Genomic DNA, 15,869 nt, shown 5'->3' on the forward strand with positions numbered 1-15,869 from the left:
ACGACACGCCGGCGAGTGCATCAGCGGCCGCCTTCGTCCGAGCGCTCGCCTTCGCGAATCTTGCCTTGCGAGACGCTGCTGCCCGGCGGCACGCTATGCGTCAGCCAGACATTGCCGCCGATCACCGAGCCGCGGCCGATCGTGACGCGGCCGAGAATGGTCGCGCCCGCGTAGATCACCACGTCGTCCTCGACAATCGGATGCCGCGCGTTGCCTTTGATCAGCGTGCCGTCGAGGTCGGCCGCGAAACTCTTCGCGCCGAGCGTGACGGCCTGATAGACACGCACGCGTTCGCCGATGATCGCGGTCTCGCCGATCACGACACCCGTGCCATGGTCGATGAAAAAGCTCGGGCCGATCGTCGCGCCAGGGTGAATGTCGATGCCGGTTGCCGAATGCGCGATCTCGTTGATGAAGCGCGCGAGCAGCGGCACGCCGAGGCGATGCAGCGCGTGCGCGAGCCGGTGATGCGTCATGGCCCACACGCCCGGATAGCACAGCAGAATCTCGGTGATGTGCTGCGCGGCGGGGTCGCCGGTGAACGCTGCCTGAATGTCGCTGACGAGCAGCGCGCGGATGGCCGGCAACTGCGTGGCGAATTCGCGCGCGACGTCGAAGGCACTCTCCTTGAGTTCCGCGTCCGGCGTTTCGCCGAAGCCCGGCAGAAAACGCAGCGCACGGCGAATCTGCTCGGCGAGCAGACGCAGCGTGCTTTCGAGCGTGTGGCCGACGTAGTAGTCGACGGTTTCGTCGGTCAGATCGGGCGCGCCGTAATGCGTGGGAAACAGCGCCGCGCGCAGGCCGGCGACGATTCCCACCACCGCTTCACGCGACGGCAGTTCACGAATGCCGAGCGGATGCCGCGTGCGATGCAGTTGTTCACGCGAGGCACGCAGATCAGCGACGATCTGTTCGAGACCCCAGTTCTGGGAAGGCACGTTAGGCATAAAAGGACAGCGCCGTGCGGGAGCACGGTTCAGAGTGATTGTCCCGAGAGATTACCGCGTTTTGTCGAGGCTCGCGCAAGGTGCTCGCGCCGCGCCGACAGCAGATGCAGGCGCGAGCGCTGTACTTTGGCAGACGGTTCAGATGGTGACGCTGCTCGCGTCGATCCAGCGCACGGCCCAATCGCGCGCGTGGGCGATCGCGGCGGCTTCGTCGGGAAAGCGCAGTTCAGTGGGAAAGAAACGGTTGGCGACGAGTTCGCCGTCGCTCGAACGGGAGATGACCACATAAGGTTGCCAACTGCCGTCGCCGGCACGCGCCGGTGCGCAATTCAGCAAATAACCGCGATGTGTGAATGCAGCATCGAAGTGCATGTATCACCCGCCCTGACGGCCCCGTAAAGTTTTTGAGTAGCGCGGCCGTTGGAACCGGTCAGAAAAAATGACCGGCACGTCTCGTCAATTTAACCGCACTTCGCTCGTCGGAGTAAGATCATACTCTGTAGAAAATACGCGTCCATTAAAAAAATCGAAAAGAATGCGGGACGCAATCGCCATGCGAAAACACGCTGCATCGGCGGCAACGCGCATACTAAATGCAGTGCGCCGGCATGGCGGAACGAGTATTGCTGAGCTTCACCCATGTCCCTCTTCAACGGAGAACGCATGATGAACAGCACAGGAATCGACAAGCCAGCAGACGCGGCGTCCGGTCCGAGTTCCACGGAACTGCACAACGATCGCACGCACGACAGCACCGTGGACACCGACGGCAAGAACCTCGAAGCAGCCCGCATTGCCGGCTACAGTCCGATTGCGCCCGACGAGATCACCGCCTCCAACGCCACGCTCACCAACAGCGTGCCCGAAGCACGCGATGGTATGGCGGGTTTCGACAGCCGCGTCGGCGGCAATCATCTGCTGCTCGCGCTCGAACCTGGCTATGTCGTGATCGACAAAGGCATGGTCGAGCCGCAGGGAGCGGAGTCGACCGACCGGCTGTTCGACGACGCCGTGCCGATGGCATTTCATCGCGACCGCGGCCGCGTTCATTACGCGCTCAATCATCTACGGCCGACGCGCGTGATCGAATTACATCGGGTGAAATAAATATTCGCCCTTCGCGTATTGGCGCGGTTTTCAAGCATCGTTTTTACGCGCGGTTTTCGCGCCCGGCGTCTGTTTGAAGCGCGCCGCTCGCGCCGATTAACTGAGGAATACCCAGGCGCACGCCGTTTGAATAACGGCGTGCGCCTTGTCACGATTATTCGCGTGATTAGAAACCCGCAGTTGCAAGACCTGCTCGTCAGGACGCCTTTTTCAAAACGTCAAAACTCGGGACAATTCGGCCACGTTCAATCCGCAACGCACCATTGCACTCAAAACGGAGCAGCCTATGAAGAAGATCGTGGTGATCGGCGCAACCGGTACGCTCGGCCAGGCCGTGGCCGCCGAACTGAAGGCGCGGCACGAAGTCATCGAAGTCGGCGCGACACGCGGCCAATACCAGGTGGACAGCACCGATGTTGCCAGCGTCGAGCGGCTGTTTCGCGAGATCGGCAAGGTGGACGGCGTAGTGACGACCATCGGCAAGGTGCATTTCGGCCCGCTGCAGGACATGACGAGCGAGCAGTTCTGGGTCGGTCTGCGCGACAAGCTGATGGGTCAGATCAACGTCGTGCTTGCCGGCCGGCAGTACGTGAACGACGGCGGCTCGTTCACCTTGACGAGCGGCATCATCGCCGACGAACCGATTCGCGAAGGCACCAATGCGACCACCGTCAACCTCGCGCTGGAAGGTTTCGTGCGCGGCGCGGCGATCGAATTGCCGCGCGGCATCCGCATCAACGTGGTGAGTCCGACCGTGCTGAGCGAGTCGCTGGACGCTTACGCCCCCTACTTCCGCGGCTTCGAAGCGGTCACGGCGCAACGTGCCGCGCTGGCTTATCTGCGCAGCGTGGAAGGCGCGCAAACCGGCCGCGTGTATCGCGTGGGCTATTGAAACGAAGTAAAACGCGCGACGTGCAGCTCGCGTAATCGCTTCACCATCTCGATGGACGCGGCGACCTGTTTGCACGACGCCCTCTTTCATCACCACGATGCGATCGCCCATCGAAAGCGCTTCGTCCTGATCGTGGGTCATGTAGAGGGTCATGCGTTACAACCGCCGACTAGCCGCCCTGCACGCCCTGCGCGTTCACATAGAGCGAATACAGGCCGTGACTCGCCGCCATGAAAAGGCGATTGCGATGCCGTCCGCCGAAGCAGACGTTCGCGCAGCGCTCCGGCAACGCGATGTGGCCGAGCACCTCGCCCTGCGCGGTGAACACGCGTACGCCGTCGAGTTCGTCCGTGCCCATGCCCCAGCCGCACCACAGGTTGCCTTGCGTGTCCACGCGAAAGCCGTCCGGCGTGCCGGCGCCGGCGTCGATCAATACACGGTTGTTCGACAGCGTCACGCCGTCGCTCGCCACGTCGAACGCGCGAATCTTGCGCGGCTCGCCTCGCGACTCGACCACGTACAACACCGACTCGTCCGGCGAAAAAGCGAGGCCGTTCGGACCGAGCACGTCGTCGATCACCATCGTGATCTCGCCGCTCTGTCCGTCGACGCGATACACGCAGGCCGGCAACTCGGACACCTGGCGCTCGCCCTCGTAAAAGCTGTCGATGCCGAAGGTCGGGTCGGTGAACCAGATCGAGCCATCCGATTTGACGATCACGTCGTTCGGCGAATTGAAGCGCTTGCCGCGATAACGATCGGCCAGCACGGTGATCGAGCCGTCGTATTCGGTGCGCGTCACGCGGCGGGTGAGATGCTCGCAGGTGACGAGCCGGCCTTGCCGGTCGCGCGTATTGCCGTTCGCATTGTTCGACGACTGGCGGTACGGCGTGACCGTTCCGCTCGCTTCGTCCCAGCGCAGCATGCGGTCGTTGGGGATGTCGCTCCACAGCAGATAGCGGCCGTCGCCGAACCAGACCGGCCCTTCCGACCAGCGCGCGCCCTGATAAAGACACTCCACGGAGGCCGACGCCAGAATCAGCGACTTGAAACGCGGGTCGAATACGCGAATGGAAGGATCGGGATAGCGTCGGCTGTTGTCAGTCATGCGTGTGTGGTCGGCGTGTGGAGTCAGTGAAGGATCGAAGCCGCGAACCGTTGCCCGGCTTCGGACGGCGTGCGCGCGGCATTCGCGATCTTCGCACGATGAGCGGGCGGCGTCGAACCGGCCGGCCTCGCAACGCACCCGTTGGGATTCACCCTGATTTGTCAAACAACCCGGCGCTTGCTACTTTCCTGTGTGAATCGTGAGTGACAGCGCAAAGTAAAAGCGCTGCAAACACTCTTTCATATGACAATATAGGGCAGGTTCGAGGGGTGTACTTCGCCGGTGACGCGGTTCGTCATGCCGGATACAGCCATTCATATCGGCGAAAGACTCGATACAGAAAATATGCAAACCAGATGCATCATTATGTCGCGATCAGAAAATTAGCCGATCTGTTCACAGCTGATTACGAATTTCACGAAAGACCGGATATAAAGCGCAAATCGTGCGATGGGTCGAAGACGCACAGCCGGCGCGCTTTCTTTCGAAATGACCGGCTAATTTGTGAAATAATTTTTAGTGATAGATTGTGCGGAAAAACAACTGGCCGCAAGGCCGGATCGCGATTAACCGCAACGGGATGTTTGCGAGTCTGAGAGAACCAAATTGTCGCTACATTTTATCGAGCAGATGGCACCGTTACTGAACGCCGCGGACGAAGCGGAATGGTTCAGCAGAATCGCGGGCCTCGCCGACTCGTGGGGTTTCGACAGGCTGATGGTGGCGATGGTGCCGCGCCCGACAATCCGTCGCGAAGACGCCTACCTGCGCAGCACGTATTCGCCTGACTGGCAGCGCGCCTACGACGAACAGGGCATGGTGCATATCGATCCGACGGTTGCGCATTGCGCCACGCGTTCGTCGCCGCTGATGTGGGCGCCGGACATTTTCACGACCGAACCGCAGCAATCGATGTATGAAGTGGCCCGCGCGCACGGGCTGCGCGCCGGCGTGACCTTGCCGATTCACGGGCCGAATCAGGAGGCCGGCATGATGTGCTTCGTGAACGACTGCGAGCCGAACGAAGCCTTCTGGCGCCACGTCGACGCCGCCTTGCCGAAACTGGTGTTATTGCGCGATATGGTGATCGACACCGCCCAGCGGCATCTGGAATCGCACGCTCAGACCTTGCTGCCCAAGCTCACGCCGCGTGAGCGCGAATGCCTGAAATGGACGGCGCGCGGCAAATCCACGTGGGAGATATCCCAGATCCTGAGCTGTTCGGAAGCCGTGGTGAACTTCCACATGAAAAACATCAGGACCAAATTCGGCGTGAATTCGCGCCGCGCGGCAGCCGTGATTGCCACGCAACTCGGGCTTATTGACCCGGATTGAGCAGCGCCGCGGCGTCGCGGCTGAACAGCACGCGCTCGGCACGGCCGAGGTCGGCGTCGGAAACCGTCTTGGTGAAGTACAGGCCGAGCAGGATCGAGACCGGCGCCGGAATCTCCGCGCCCGATTCGAACCGGCTGCCGCGCGACTGCGTCACGCCGAAACGTGCCCAGAAGCGGCGCTGGCTTTCCTTCTTCTTCTTGCGATAAGCAATGATCAGAACGCGATCCACCGCGGAAGCAGGCTCAGCCACACGCGTGTGGAGGCCGGTTTGCGGTTGCCAATGATTTTCTAGGAGTTCCATGGTCGATCCCGTCGGTTGATTGCAAAGTGTTGGCTCATTCTGCGTTACCCGATAAGCATGCGCACCTATCCAGGTAGGTAGGTGGCAGAACCATTCAAATTGCATGAGTTTTCCCGCGGACCGGGCCATCCGGCCCAATCGGGCGACAGTGAAACGGGGTTTCAGGAACCGAACATCCGGTCCAGCGCGTTTTGCAGATGCGCCTGCATGGCGCCGGCGGCGCCCGGGCCATCCTTGCGCCGGATCGCTTCCAGCACGGCCAGATGCTCGCGTTGCACGAGCCGTTGCCGCTCCACGGTCTTGACCAGCGACAGGTTGCGCGACAGGTTCATGCTGAACATGATCTGCTCTTCGATGAACGACATGACCGTGATGAAAAACGGGTTCTTCGACGCCCGCGCCACGGCCAGATGGAACTGGAAATCGTCGGCGGCGCCGATGCCCTGCGCCTCGACGATACGCTCCAGTTCTTCCCACGCGTGCTGGATCGCGGCGATGTCGTCGGCGTCGGCTTTGAGCGCCGCCTGCGCGGCCGCACCCGCTTCGGTAACCATCCGGAATTCGTAGCAGCGACGGATATCGGAAAGCGTTTCGAGCGGCGCGAAACGGCGCACGTCCGGATCGGGACGCCGCGCGACCGTGGTGCCGGAGCCGTGCCGCGTCATGATGATGCCGTCGGCCCGCAACCGCGCCAGCGCCTCGCGCACCGTAGGCCGCGACGTGGCGAAGCGCTCCGCGAGCGCGTGCTCGGTCGGCAAACGCTCGCCCTCCTTGTATTCGCCCTCGAGTATGCGATTGAGGATATCGCCGTAAATTTTCTCGGGCAGACCGGTGGTTTTGCGCTCGTTCATCAGCGGACTGGAACTTGTCTGGTTAGCGTCCGATTGTAAGGCAAACATCACGCCGGTCGGCCCGCGAAACATGGCTGACAACGGCGTCGAAAAAAAATTGTGGATGGCGGGGAATAACGGCAATCGCGCCGTGTTCGCCCTCACATGAACCCAGACGTCCCAGACAGATTGATACGGACACCGAATCATACTTCGGTATGAAACTGTTATCGCAAGGTTTCGGATCACGCGATCGGGACGGATTCATCCGCATTGGGCAGCACGTGCTTTTTGCCCATCCACAACGTGTACTGAAGGAGTTTCAATCATGAAAAAGATCCTCGCTGGTTTCGCACTCGCCGCCGCTTCGTTGGCCGCTCCCGCTCTCAGCTTCGCGCAATCGAGCGCGCCGGTCAGCCGCGCCGAAGTTCGCGCCGACCTCGTGCGCCTCGAACAGGCCGGCTACCGCATCGGCGACGGCGACAGCACGACCTATCCCGCCGCCATCCAGGCAGCCGAAGCCAAGGTCGCCGCGCAAGGCGAGCAGTCCGCATCGACCAGCGGATACGGCGGCGTCGCGCAGCCCCGCACTTCGTCGGGCGCGCCGATGCGCACGAGCATGCAGCCGGCCTGCGTCGGTCCGGTCAGCTTCTGCAACATCTATGCGGGAAGTTAAGTGGTGCGTTGCCTCGCTCGTGCTGCCGGTCTGGCGGCACGGGCGCGCAAGCTCATAGCGGGTCGGCAGACGGCTCGTCGACGGGCAAAACGAATTGCATCAGCGTGCCTCGCCCTTCCTGCGATTGAGCCCAGATTCGCCCGCCGTGCGCTTCGACAATCGACCGGCAGATCGACAGGCCCATGCCCATGCCTTCGCTTTTCGTCGTGAAAAACGCATTGAACAGACGCTGCGCGTTTTCTTCGCTGATACCCGTGCCGGAATCTTCGACGATCACGGCGACGTGCTGCTCGTCGAATTGCTGCGTCTGAACGCGCAAACGACGCGCGCGGTCCGCGACGCCGGACATGGCCTGAATGGCGTTCATCATCAGATTGATGAGAACCTGCTGAAGCTGCACACGATCGCCGCAAATCTGCGGAGGCGGTGCGAGATATCGGGCATCGACTTCCACGCGTTGCCCCTCCAGTTCGCGTCGCAGCAGTTCGACGGTCTCCACCACGACGGCGTTCAGATCGAGCGGCACGCGGGTCGGATTGCGCTTCTGCGCCATCGCGCGAATCTGACGGATGATGCCGGTTGCGCGCCGCGCGTCGCGGGTCATCTGACCGATCGACTGCCCGACCTCTTCCAGCGCGGGCTGTGGCCGGTTGAGCCAGCGTAGCGCGGCATCGCCGGCCGTTGCGATGGCCGCGAGCGGCTGCGTCACTTCATGGGCGATCGAAGCGGCGAGTTCGCCGAGCATCGTGACCCGTGTGACGTGCTCCAGTTCGGCCGTGGAGCGATCGAGCGCCTGCTGCGCGCTCACGCGTTCGGTCACGTCCATCAGCGCGCCCACGTATTCGACTTCCGAGGAGCCGGGCGAAGCGAGATGCGCCACGTAGTGAACATATTTGATCGACCCGTCGGCCATCGACAGACGATGCTCCGTGTCGATATACGGCTGCGCGGCAATCGCCTGCTCGTAGGTTTGCCGGACGAGCGGCACGTCGTCGGGATGCGTGCGCGACAGGACGAGATCGATGTTCGGTGTGACATCGTGCGGCACGTCGAAAATACGATACGCCTCTTCCGACCACCACATCGCGCCGTCCGGCAGACGCGTCGCGATACTGCCCGTGTGGCTCAGACGTTGCGCGTCCGACAGAAACGCCTCGCTGCGTTCGAGCGCCTGCTCGGCCTGCTTGCGCTCCTCGATATCCGTATTCACGCCGTACCAGCGCAGAATCTGCCCGCCCGCGTCGCGCAGCGGCTCCGCGCCGATGTGCATCCAGCGGTACACGCCGTCGCTGCGCCGCATGCGCGCGATGCTTTCGAACGGGTCGCCGCTGGCGAGCGATTCGCGCCACGCCAGTTGCATGGCCGGGAAATCGTCGGGGTGAATGATCGAATGCCAGATGTCCTCGCCACCGTCGGCGAGCTTCACGCCATATTCGGTCCAGCGGCGGTTGATGTAGATGAGACGGCCGTCGTTCGATGCGCTCCACACCATGCCCGGAATCGCGTTGATGGTGGCGCGCAACTCGTCCTGCTGCCGTTGCAACTCGGCTTCCATGCGCTTTTGCGCGGTGATGTCGTTGTTGGTGGCGAGAATCGCCAGCGGCCGGCCTTTTTCGTCGCGCCAGAGTGTCCAGCGGCTCGACACGGTCACCGCCCCGCCGTCTTTGCGCGCGCGTTGCAACTCGCCCTGCCAGTGTCCGACCCGAACCGTTTCATTGCGGATTTCGTCGATCGGTTTAGACGCGTGAGTTTGCGTGAGTTCGTGAATCGGCTGACCCAGCGCCTGTTTCGCGCTCCAGCCATAGAGCCGCTCGGCACCCTGATTCCAGAACGTGATGCGATCGTTCATGTCGTACGCCACGATCGCATCGTGCGTGAGGTTGAGCAATTCCACCTGTTCGCGCAGCGTCTTGTTGATGCTCTGGTTTCGCAACGCGAGCACCGAGGTAGTGGCCACGCCGAGTATGCTGACCGCGCAGCGCGCGAAGGCGCTGCCTGAGTAATCGACGTCATGCGACAGAAAAAAACCCAGCACGGTGAGCGCCACGCAACCCCAGGCCGTCGCGATGGTCGCGGCACGCGAACCGGTGCTCGCCACCAGCAAAACCACTACCACGTAGAGCACGGCGATCGCGATATCGAGCGGCGTAAATGCGTCGATCACGAACACGGTCAACGCGACGACGAAAGCCAGCGAATACAGCGCGCGGACGTTCTTCCGCCACGGTTTTGCGGCGACCTGATCGAGCATCATGATAGAACTCGCGCGGCGCGCGACGGTGCGGGAAAGCCTGGAAACGGCCGGAAGAATGCGGCGCCTGGAGACGAGAATCTGACGACGCCCAGCACGCCCATGATCGGTTCCTGTCGCAATGATGTTGCGGGTTCTGACACGCGAAAAGCGGGACCTTGACGGGCCCCGCTTCGGGCGGTTCGAGTATTTGCCTCGCGGCAAACCGATGTGTGCAGACCCGCGAACGCTCAGGACGTCATGCCGCGAGACACGGGGGCGCCGCCCGCTTTCAGATCGTCCAGCCAGCCCGACACTTCCGTGGCGTCGATCGGTTTGCTGAGCACGCATAACGCGCCGGACGCAGCCGCCTGTTGCCGTACCGAGTCAGAGGCGAAAGCCGAGATGAAGATAATGGGCAACGTGACACCGCGCGCGAGTAGCTGACGATGCATCTCGATCCCGGACATGCCCGGCATCTGCACGTCCGAAATAATACACGTTATGTCCCCCATGTAAGCGGACTGAAGGAAGTCTTCGGCCGACGCGTAAAGCCGAACATCCCAGCCGAGCGAGCGGACCAGGCTCGAGGTCGCGACGCGGACGGATTCATCGTCGTCGATGATCGAAACGATTGAGTGGGTAGGCACGCTGCGGGTCCTCGGCAAAAAACGAAATGGCGGGAGCCGGCCTTCCGGCAAACTCACCAGTCCATCTTAAGTAAAAACGCCGTTCGCGAATATCATATGTGAGTATGGGCTGTCACACCGGAACGTGTTCCGCGATGCCGCCCGAGTTCGCGCAAGCGACCTGCTATTTGCGCGCTTGCGCCCCTGCACCCGGCGCTCCGTTGAGTCCGAGTGCTTCGGCTTTCAGCACGAAATCCGCCACCGAGCGCGATTCCATTTTCTTCATGGCCTGGCCGCGGTGAATCTTGACCGTGATCTCGCTCAGATTCAGTTCGGCGGCAATCTGCTTGTTCATCAGGCCTTTCGCGACGAAGGCCATGACCTCGCGTTCGCGCGGCGTCAGCAATTCGTAACAGCGGCGCAGATCGGCTTTGGAACGGTCCACGTTGCGTTGCGCCTCGTGCTGCGCCAGCGCGCCCGAAACGGCGTCCAGCATGTCCTGATCGCGGAACGGCTTGGCGAGAAAATCCATCGCGCCGGCTTTCATGGCCTTGACCGACATGGAGATGTCGCCGTGCGCCGTCATGAAGATGATCGGCACGCTCAGTTCGCCCGCCGCGATCTGCTCCTGAACCGCGAGGCCGCTTTGACCTTTGAGCCGCACGTCGAGAATCAGGCAACTCGGGACGTCGGGCTTGTCGAAGTCGAGGAAGGCCTGAGCCGTGGCGAACGCTTCCACCCGCAGTCCGACGGATCGAAGCAACAAGCTGACGGCGGCGCGCATCGAATCGTCGTCGTCGACGACATAGGCGATGGATTGCTCGGCCGTATTTCCCGCTTCACCCTGCATCGCGCATTTCCTTATCGAGCGTTGAGACGAGTTGCGCAAGCGGCGCCACGACGTTCGGCGAAGCTGCGATTTGTGCGGTGCGACATGTCGGACTGGAAACCGCGAGGCCGCAAGATCAAGCACGGCCGCCCCGGGCACGCCAACAATATATTCGAAATCGGCACGACGGCGCGCAGCGCCCGAGCCGTGACATGGAAATTAAAGGATGTCGCCGCGCATGCCTAGCCATACATCCGGCTTGACGCCGCGCCGGATCGGTGCGACGGATCATACGAAGGTTTAATCGGCCGCGTAGCCAGCGCTTCGCAAACTGTCAAGAGCGCTGTGTCAAGAACCAGGCGATCAAAACATGATCTATCGCAAGCTTCCGTCAACGTTCGGGAACTCATTCCGCCTGCTCCGCTAGAATAATTAAACAAACGGTTCGTAACGCGATAGGAGTTGATATGTACACACGCATCCTCGTAGCGGTCGACGGCAGCAACACTTCCCGCCGCGCGTTCGAAGCGGCGCTCGCACTGGCCAAGTCGAGCGGCGCAGTACTGCAACCGTTGTACGTCGTGGAAAACACGCCGATGTACTTCGAGGCGCCGGGTTACGACCCGTCCATCCTGCGCAACCGTCTGGTGGAAGAAGGCAAGGAACTCGGCGCGGAATTCGCGAAAGCGATGGCCGAGCAAGGCGTGCAAGGCGCACTCGTCGTCGACGACGCAAGCTCGCTCGACGACGTCTCCGTTGCCGTGCTGAAAGCGGCTGCCGCCTTCAACGCCGACCTGCTGGTCATGGGCACGCACGGCCGGCGCGGCTTTCAGCGTCTGATTCTCGGCTCGGTGGCCGAGCGCTGCATCCGTCAGGCGAACCTGCCGGTGCTGCTGATCCCGTCGGCGGCGGGCAAACCCGACGAGGCATGACCCGCGTGCGCGCCACGCCCACCGCGCTGGCGCGTCATTTTGACCCGGCTGGGACAAAATGCCCGGTGGGACAATGAATCACTCTCCTGACAACGGCTGCAGATCATGCTAACTCCAACCGCAGTGACCCGCACCACGCAGCCCGCCGCCAGCGTGGACATCGCCCCGTCGCCGGCGGCACGTCGGCGCACTTCACCGGTACGGGCAAGCTCGCGCAGTTCGGCGCATTGTTCCAGTTGTTCCATGCGCCAGCTCTGCATGCCTCAGGGCCTCGCGGGAGAGGAACTCGCCAAACTCGAAACGCTCATCTGCAGCGCGCGCTCGGTCCCGCGCGGCAAGGCGCTGTATCGCAGCGGAGATAGCTTCGAGAACATCTACGCCGTGCGCTCCGGTTCGATGAAAACCGTCATGGCGCATCGCGACGGCCGCGAACAGGTCACCGGTCTGCGGCTCGCGGGCGAAACGCTCGGCCTCGACGGCATCAGCGACGACGTCCACGCCTGCAGTGCGCTCGCGCTCGAAGACAGCACGGTCTGCATCGTCCCCTACACCGCGCTCAAAACGCTGTGCCGCGAAATCGGCTCCATGCAGGACCGTTTGCACAAGCTGATGGGCGAACAGATCGTGCGCAAAGATGCGCAGATGATGGTGCTCGGCTCCCTCTCGGCGGACGAACGGGTGGCCGCGTTTCTGCTCGACGTCTCGGAGCGCAACGCCCAGCGCGGTTATTCGTCGGCGGAATTCAACCTGCGCATGACGCGCGACGACATGGGCAGCTACCTCGGCCTGACGCTCGAAACCGTCAGCCGTACCCTGTCAAGATTTCAAAAGCGCGGCCTCATTGACACGCAGGGCAAACACATCCGCATCGTCGATCTGGAAGGCTTGCGGCAAATCTGAACGCCGTACGCCTGCCGCACCGCGCGCCGCCGGTTTGCGGCGCGCCGGCGTGGTGCATGCTTTCGTCTTGGCACGACCCGTGCAAAGGGGTTACAGTCTTTAGTCCGTCCCCCGCAAGGAGACCCGGCGAAATGAACCGCGACCCCGCTCCGCATCACCCGCTCGTCCAGCGTCTGATCGACGCGCGCCACGTTACCGACGCCCTGTTTTCCATCGTCAAGCCCGAGTTCCTGTACGAACGTCCGATTCGCGAGCGCCATCGCATCGTGTTCTATATCGGCCATCTGGAGGCTTTCGACCGGAATCTGTTCGACGGCCGCCTGTGCGACCTGCCCGCCTTCGACCCGCAACTCGACCAGTTGTTTGCCTTCGGCATCGACCCCGTCGACGGCGGATTCCCGACCGATCAACCCGGCGACTGGCCTTCGCTCGACACCGTGCGCGGCTACGCGCAACGTGCTCGCGAGCAGATCGACCGCGAACTGGATGCGCTGGGCGACTCCGGCCAGATCGGCCGCGACCGCCAGGCTGCCGGTGCCAACGCCGACGCGAGCGCCGAACAACTGCTGAACGTCGCGATCGAGCATCGTCTGATGCACGCCGAGACGCTCGCCTACATGCTCCATCAGTTGCCGCTCGAGCAGAAAATCGCCGCACCGCTCGCGCCGTCTTATGAGCGGCCCGAGCGCGACAACGCGCAACCGTCGATGGTCAGCGTGCCGGCCGGCACCGCCGTGCTCGGCATGACACGCGAAAGCGGCCGCTTCGGTTGGGACAACGAGTTCGGCGAAGTGCGCGTGGACGTGCCGGCCTTCCAGATCGACCGTCATATGGTGACGAACGGCGCCTTCCTCGGCTTCATCAACGCCGGTGGTTACAACGAACCGAAATGGTGGTCGGAGAAAGACTGGGCGTGGAAGGAAGCGGAACACATCGCGCATCCCGCCGGCTGGTCGAAACAGAACGGCGCCTGGTCGTTCAGAACCATGTTCGACGACGTGCCGCTGCCGCTCGACTGGCCCGTCTATGTGAGCCAGGCCGAAGCGAGCGCCTACGCGCGCTGGGCCGGCAAGTCGCTGCCCACGGAAGCGCAGTGGCAACGCGCCGCTCAGGGCGCGCCGCACGCCGCCTCGGGCAACTTCGATTTCCGCAGCTGGGACCCGTCGCCGGTGGATGTGCATCCGGAGAACGTCAGCGCTTTCGGCGTGGAAGGGCAATTCGGCAACGGATGGGAATGGACCTCCACGGTATTCGACGCGCTGCCCGGCTTCGAAGCGTTTCCGTTCTATCTGGGCTATTCGGCCAACTTCTTCGACGGTCAGCATTACGTGTTGAAGGGCGGCTCGGCGCGGACCGCGCAGTGCATGTTGCGCCCGGCATTCCGAAACTGGTTTCAGGCGCATTACCAGTACGTGTATGCGGGATTCCGCTGTGTGGGGCCCGCACAGTAAAGTCCAGGCCACGCGTTCTGACCTGCGCTCGCAGGTCAGAACGCCGCCGCCATCAGATCACCACGTCGGCCGAAAAGTCCACGCAAAAGGCGTTGAGCGCCGCGAGAAAGGCCGTGTCGCCTGAACTCGCTGCCTGACGCAGACGCTCCGCATCTTCCGCCAGTCGCTCGACGAACGCATGCAGCGCCTCGTTCGTCATGGCAATGCCTTCGTGACGTTCGAAGAAGCTCATGGCTTTTTCCGCCAGCAGAATGAGCGCGGCCGCCTCTTTCGGCTGGTCCGTCGCGGCGTCCCGGCATTGCAGCGCAAACTGCCGGACATCCGACAAGCCGAGTCCGCCTCGTGCCAGCATGGCACCCGTCAATTGCAGGTTCATCGTGTTTCTCCCTTGAGTTTCGGCTCGCATGACGAGCCACGTGCGTCACGATCGCGGATCGCGACCGCTCAAACGAACGCGTTGACGCCTTCGTATAGAAGCTCGACGCCGTCCATGAAATCGGCGAGGCGCATCGCCTCGTCGGGATTGTGCGAACCGTTCTGGTTGCGCACGAAAATCATTGCGCTGCGAATGCCGGCGTCGGCGAACATGGCGGCGTCGTGGCCCGCGCCGCTCGGCAAATGCTGCGTCGGCAGATCCAGTTGCGTGGCGGCCTGTTCGAGCACGGCGATCCAGTCGGCGTCCATCGTCGCGGGCGCCGTTTGCAACAGCGAGCCTGTTTCGAAGCGCACGCCGTATTCCTCCGCGGTCCGTTTCAGCGTGGCGTCGAACGCCGCCAACGCGCCCGTCAGAACGTCGTGATCGGCGCTGCGTGCCTCGAAGCTGAAATCGACCTCGCCCGGAATGCGTGAAATCGCGTGTTCCTCGGCGCGCGTACCGAACACGCCGCACGTCATCACCAGGTCGGCGCCCGCGTTCAGCATGGTCTTCCAGTACTCGTCGAGTTCGTTGATCACATGCGCGGCCGCAAACAACGCGTCGTGGCGATGTTCGCGCGGCACGGCGCCGGAGTGACCGGCCTGCCCGATGCAACGGATATTCCGGTAGCGCACATTGCCGCGAATCGACGGCACGATTGCCACCGCACGACGCGCGTCGTCCAGCACCGCGCCCTGCTCGATATGCAACTCGATGTAGCCCGCCACGGCGTGACTCGCCAGCAGAACCTCGCCGGCCGCGATTGCATCGACGTCGGCGCCGACCTCGCGCATGCACGCCGCGAGCGTCGCCCCGCTCGTGCGGTGCCGTGCGTCGAGCAGCGAACGCGGCAAGCGACCGAACAAGGCACTCGAACCGAGGTAAGCCTTGCCGAACCACGCGCTCTCTTCGCCGCGCAAGGCCAGCACGCGCAACGGATGCAAGCCGCGCCGCCCTTCGTCGCGTTGCCGCAGCAAACACAGCAGACCTGCGACGACACCCGCGAGTCCGTCGAAGTTGCCGCCTTCCGGCACGGAATCCATGTGCGATCCGCACAGAACCGGCCTTTCGCGACGAATCTCGGCCAGCGAGAACGTCACGTTGCCCGCGCGATCGACGTACGTGACGAAACCGTTGGCGCGCGCGAACTCCGTCAGGATGCCGATCGCGCGGCTTTCGCCGGCGCCGTACGACTCGCGCGTCACGCCGAGGCGACTGGCCGTCGCCGCGCGCACGTCGTCGAAAAGCCGTTGGGCGATGGGTGCGTAATGAGCCGATGCTTTCATA

Annotated in this window: 17 protein-coding genes and 1 pseudogene; 7 read left to right on the forward strand and 11 right to left on the reverse strand. The window is 62.9% G+C overall.

The features are described from left to right. Positions 1 to 20 precede the first annotated feature (20 nt). The gene (gene epsC, locus P3T18_RS20895) at positions 21 to 947 is read right to left on the reverse strand and encodes a serine O-acetyltransferase EpsC (protein ID WP_429301864.1); all 927 of its coding nucleotides are present in this window, start codon (positions 945 to 947) and stop codon (positions 21 to 23) included. Between the two features lie 138 nt (positions 948 to 1,085). Continuing rightward, on the reverse strand, positions 1,086 to 1,319 hold the full coding sequence (locus P3T18_RS20900; protein ID WP_429301865.1) for a hypothetical protein: 234 nt from the start codon (positions 1,317 to 1,319) through the stop codon (positions 1,086 to 1,088). A 294-nt stretch (positions 1,320 to 1,613) separates the two neighbouring features. Between P3T18_RS20900 and P3T18_RS20905 the strand changes: the two genes are divergently transcribed. Both P3T18_RS20905 and P3T18_RS20910 read left to right on the forward strand, forming a co-directional pair. After that, entirely contained in the window at positions 1,614 to 2,054 is a 441-nt protein-coding gene (locus tag P3T18_RS20905) for a DUF3005 domain-containing protein (RefSeq protein WP_429302089.1), read from the forward strand. A gap of 286 nt (positions 2,055 to 2,340) precedes the next feature. Further along, positions 2,341 to 2,946 carry a short chain dehydrogenase gene (locus P3T18_RS20910; protein WP_429301866.1) on the forward strand — a complete coding sequence of 202 codons (606 nt, stop codon included), beginning with the start codon at positions 2,341 to 2,343 and terminating at the stop codon, positions 2,944 to 2,946. Here P3T18_RS20910 and P3T18_RS20915 read toward each other — a convergent pair. Both P3T18_RS20915 and P3T18_RS20920 read right to left on the reverse strand, forming a co-directional pair. Beyond that, positions 2,943 to 3,102: pseudogene (locus P3T18_RS20915) on the reverse strand (spermidine/putrescine ABC transporter ATP-binding protein); the annotation flags it as partial. The gene P3T18_RS20910 and the pseudogene P3T18_RS20915 overlap by 4 nt on opposite strands. Positions 3,103 to 3,115: 13 nt before the next feature. Further along, positions 3,116 to 4,054 carry an SMP-30/gluconolactonase/LRE family protein gene (locus tag P3T18_RS20920; RefSeq protein WP_429301867.1) on the reverse strand — a complete coding sequence of 313 codons (939 nt, stop codon included), beginning with the start codon at positions 4,052 to 4,054 and terminating at the stop codon, positions 3,116 to 3,118. 630 nt (positions 4,055 to 4,684) lie between these two features. Between P3T18_RS20920 and P3T18_RS20925 the strand changes: the two genes are divergently transcribed. After that, positions 4,685 to 5,389, forward strand: a complete 705-nt coding sequence (locus P3T18_RS20925) for a LuxR family transcriptional regulator (RefSeq protein ID WP_429301868.1) — start codon at positions 4,685 to 4,687, stop codon at positions 5,387 to 5,389. Here P3T18_RS20925 and P3T18_RS20930 read toward each other — a convergent pair. Both P3T18_RS20930 and P3T18_RS20935 read right to left on the reverse strand, forming a co-directional pair. Further along, positions 5,373 to 5,690: an XRE family transcriptional regulator gene (locus P3T18_RS20930; protein WP_429301869.1), complete on the reverse strand. Its 318-nt coding sequence runs from the start codon at positions 5,688 to 5,690 to the stop codon at positions 5,373 to 5,375. The two genes, P3T18_RS20925 and P3T18_RS20930, sit on opposite strands and share 17 nt — an antisense overlap. A gap of 161 nt (positions 5,691 to 5,851) precedes the next feature. Further along, positions 5,852 to 6,541 carry a FadR/GntR family transcriptional regulator gene (locus tag P3T18_RS20935; RefSeq protein WP_429301870.1) on the reverse strand — a complete coding sequence of 230 codons (690 nt, stop codon included), beginning with the start codon at positions 6,539 to 6,541 and terminating at the stop codon, positions 5,852 to 5,854. A 307-nt stretch (positions 6,542 to 6,848) separates the two neighbouring features. On the opposite strand from P3T18_RS20935, the gene P3T18_RS20940 reads away from it, so the two are divergent. Beyond that, positions 6,849 to 7,196 (forward strand): DUF4148 domain-containing protein, encoded by a 348-nt coding sequence (locus P3T18_RS20940; protein WP_429301871.1) that lies wholly within the window; start codon positions 6,849 to 6,851, stop codon positions 7,194 to 7,196. A 52-nt stretch (positions 7,197 to 7,248) separates the two neighbouring features. Here the strand turns inward: P3T18_RS20940 and P3T18_RS20945 are convergent, their stop codons facing one another. From P3T18_RS20945 to P3T18_RS20955, 3 genes are all read right to left on the reverse strand, one after another. After that, positions 7,249 to 9,450, reverse strand: coding sequence for a PAS domain S-box protein (locus P3T18_RS20945; protein WP_429301872.1), 2,202 nt, complete (start codon positions 9,448 to 9,450; stop codon positions 7,249 to 7,251). Between the two features lie 227 nt (positions 9,451 to 9,677). Further along, entirely contained in the window at positions 9,678 to 10,076 is a 399-nt protein-coding gene (locus P3T18_RS20950; RefSeq protein WP_429301873.1) for a response regulator transcription factor, read from the reverse strand. 163 nt (positions 10,077 to 10,239) lie between these two features. Further along, complete coding sequence (locus tag P3T18_RS20955) at positions 10,240 to 10,905, reverse strand: response regulator transcription factor (protein WP_429301874.1); 666 nt, start codon at positions 10,903 to 10,905, stop codon at positions 10,240 to 10,242. Between the two features lie 446 nt (positions 10,906 to 11,351). On the opposite strand from P3T18_RS20955, the gene P3T18_RS20960 reads away from it, so the two are divergent. The 3 genes from P3T18_RS20960 (at position 11,352) to P3T18_RS20970 (ending at position 14,167) form a co-directional block, all read left to right on the forward strand. Beyond that, the gene (locus P3T18_RS20960) at positions 11,352 to 11,816 is read left to right on the forward strand and encodes a universal stress protein (protein WP_429301875.1); all 465 of its coding nucleotides are present in this window, start codon (positions 11,352 to 11,354) and stop codon (positions 11,814 to 11,816) included. Between the two features lie 105 nt (positions 11,817 to 11,921). Then, complete coding sequence (gene fnr / locus P3T18_RS20965; RefSeq protein ID WP_429301876.1) at positions 11,922 to 12,716, forward strand: fumarate/nitrate reduction transcriptional regulator Fnr; 795 nt, start codon at positions 11,922 to 11,924, stop codon at positions 12,714 to 12,716. Between the two features lie 131 nt (positions 12,717 to 12,847). Beyond that, the gene (locus P3T18_RS20970; protein WP_429301877.1) at positions 12,848 to 14,167 is read left to right on the forward strand and encodes an SUMF1/EgtB/PvdO family nonheme iron enzyme; all 1,320 of its coding nucleotides are present in this window, start codon (positions 12,848 to 12,850) and stop codon (positions 14,165 to 14,167) included. Between the two features lie 52 nt (positions 14,168 to 14,219). On the opposite strand, the gene P3T18_RS20975 is transcribed toward P3T18_RS20970, so the two are convergent. Both P3T18_RS20975 and P3T18_RS20980 read right to left on the reverse strand, forming a co-directional pair. Continuing rightward, the gene (locus tag P3T18_RS20975) at positions 14,220 to 14,543 is read right to left on the reverse strand and encodes a hypothetical protein (RefSeq protein WP_429301878.1); all 324 of its coding nucleotides are present in this window, start codon (positions 14,541 to 14,543) and stop codon (positions 14,220 to 14,222) included. 68 nt (positions 14,544 to 14,611) lie between these two features. Continuing rightward, positions 14,612 to 15,868 (reverse strand): hydantoinase/carbamoylase family amidase, encoded by a 1,257-nt coding sequence (locus P3T18_RS20980; protein WP_429301879.1) that lies wholly within the window; start codon positions 15,866 to 15,868, stop codon positions 14,612 to 14,614. Position 15,869: the final 1 nt, after the last annotated feature.

This window comes from Paraburkholderia sp. GAS199 (assembly GCF_050436585.1).
Taxonomy (GTDB): domain Bacteria; phylum Pseudomonadota; class Gammaproteobacteria; order Burkholderiales; family Burkholderiaceae; genus Paraburkholderia.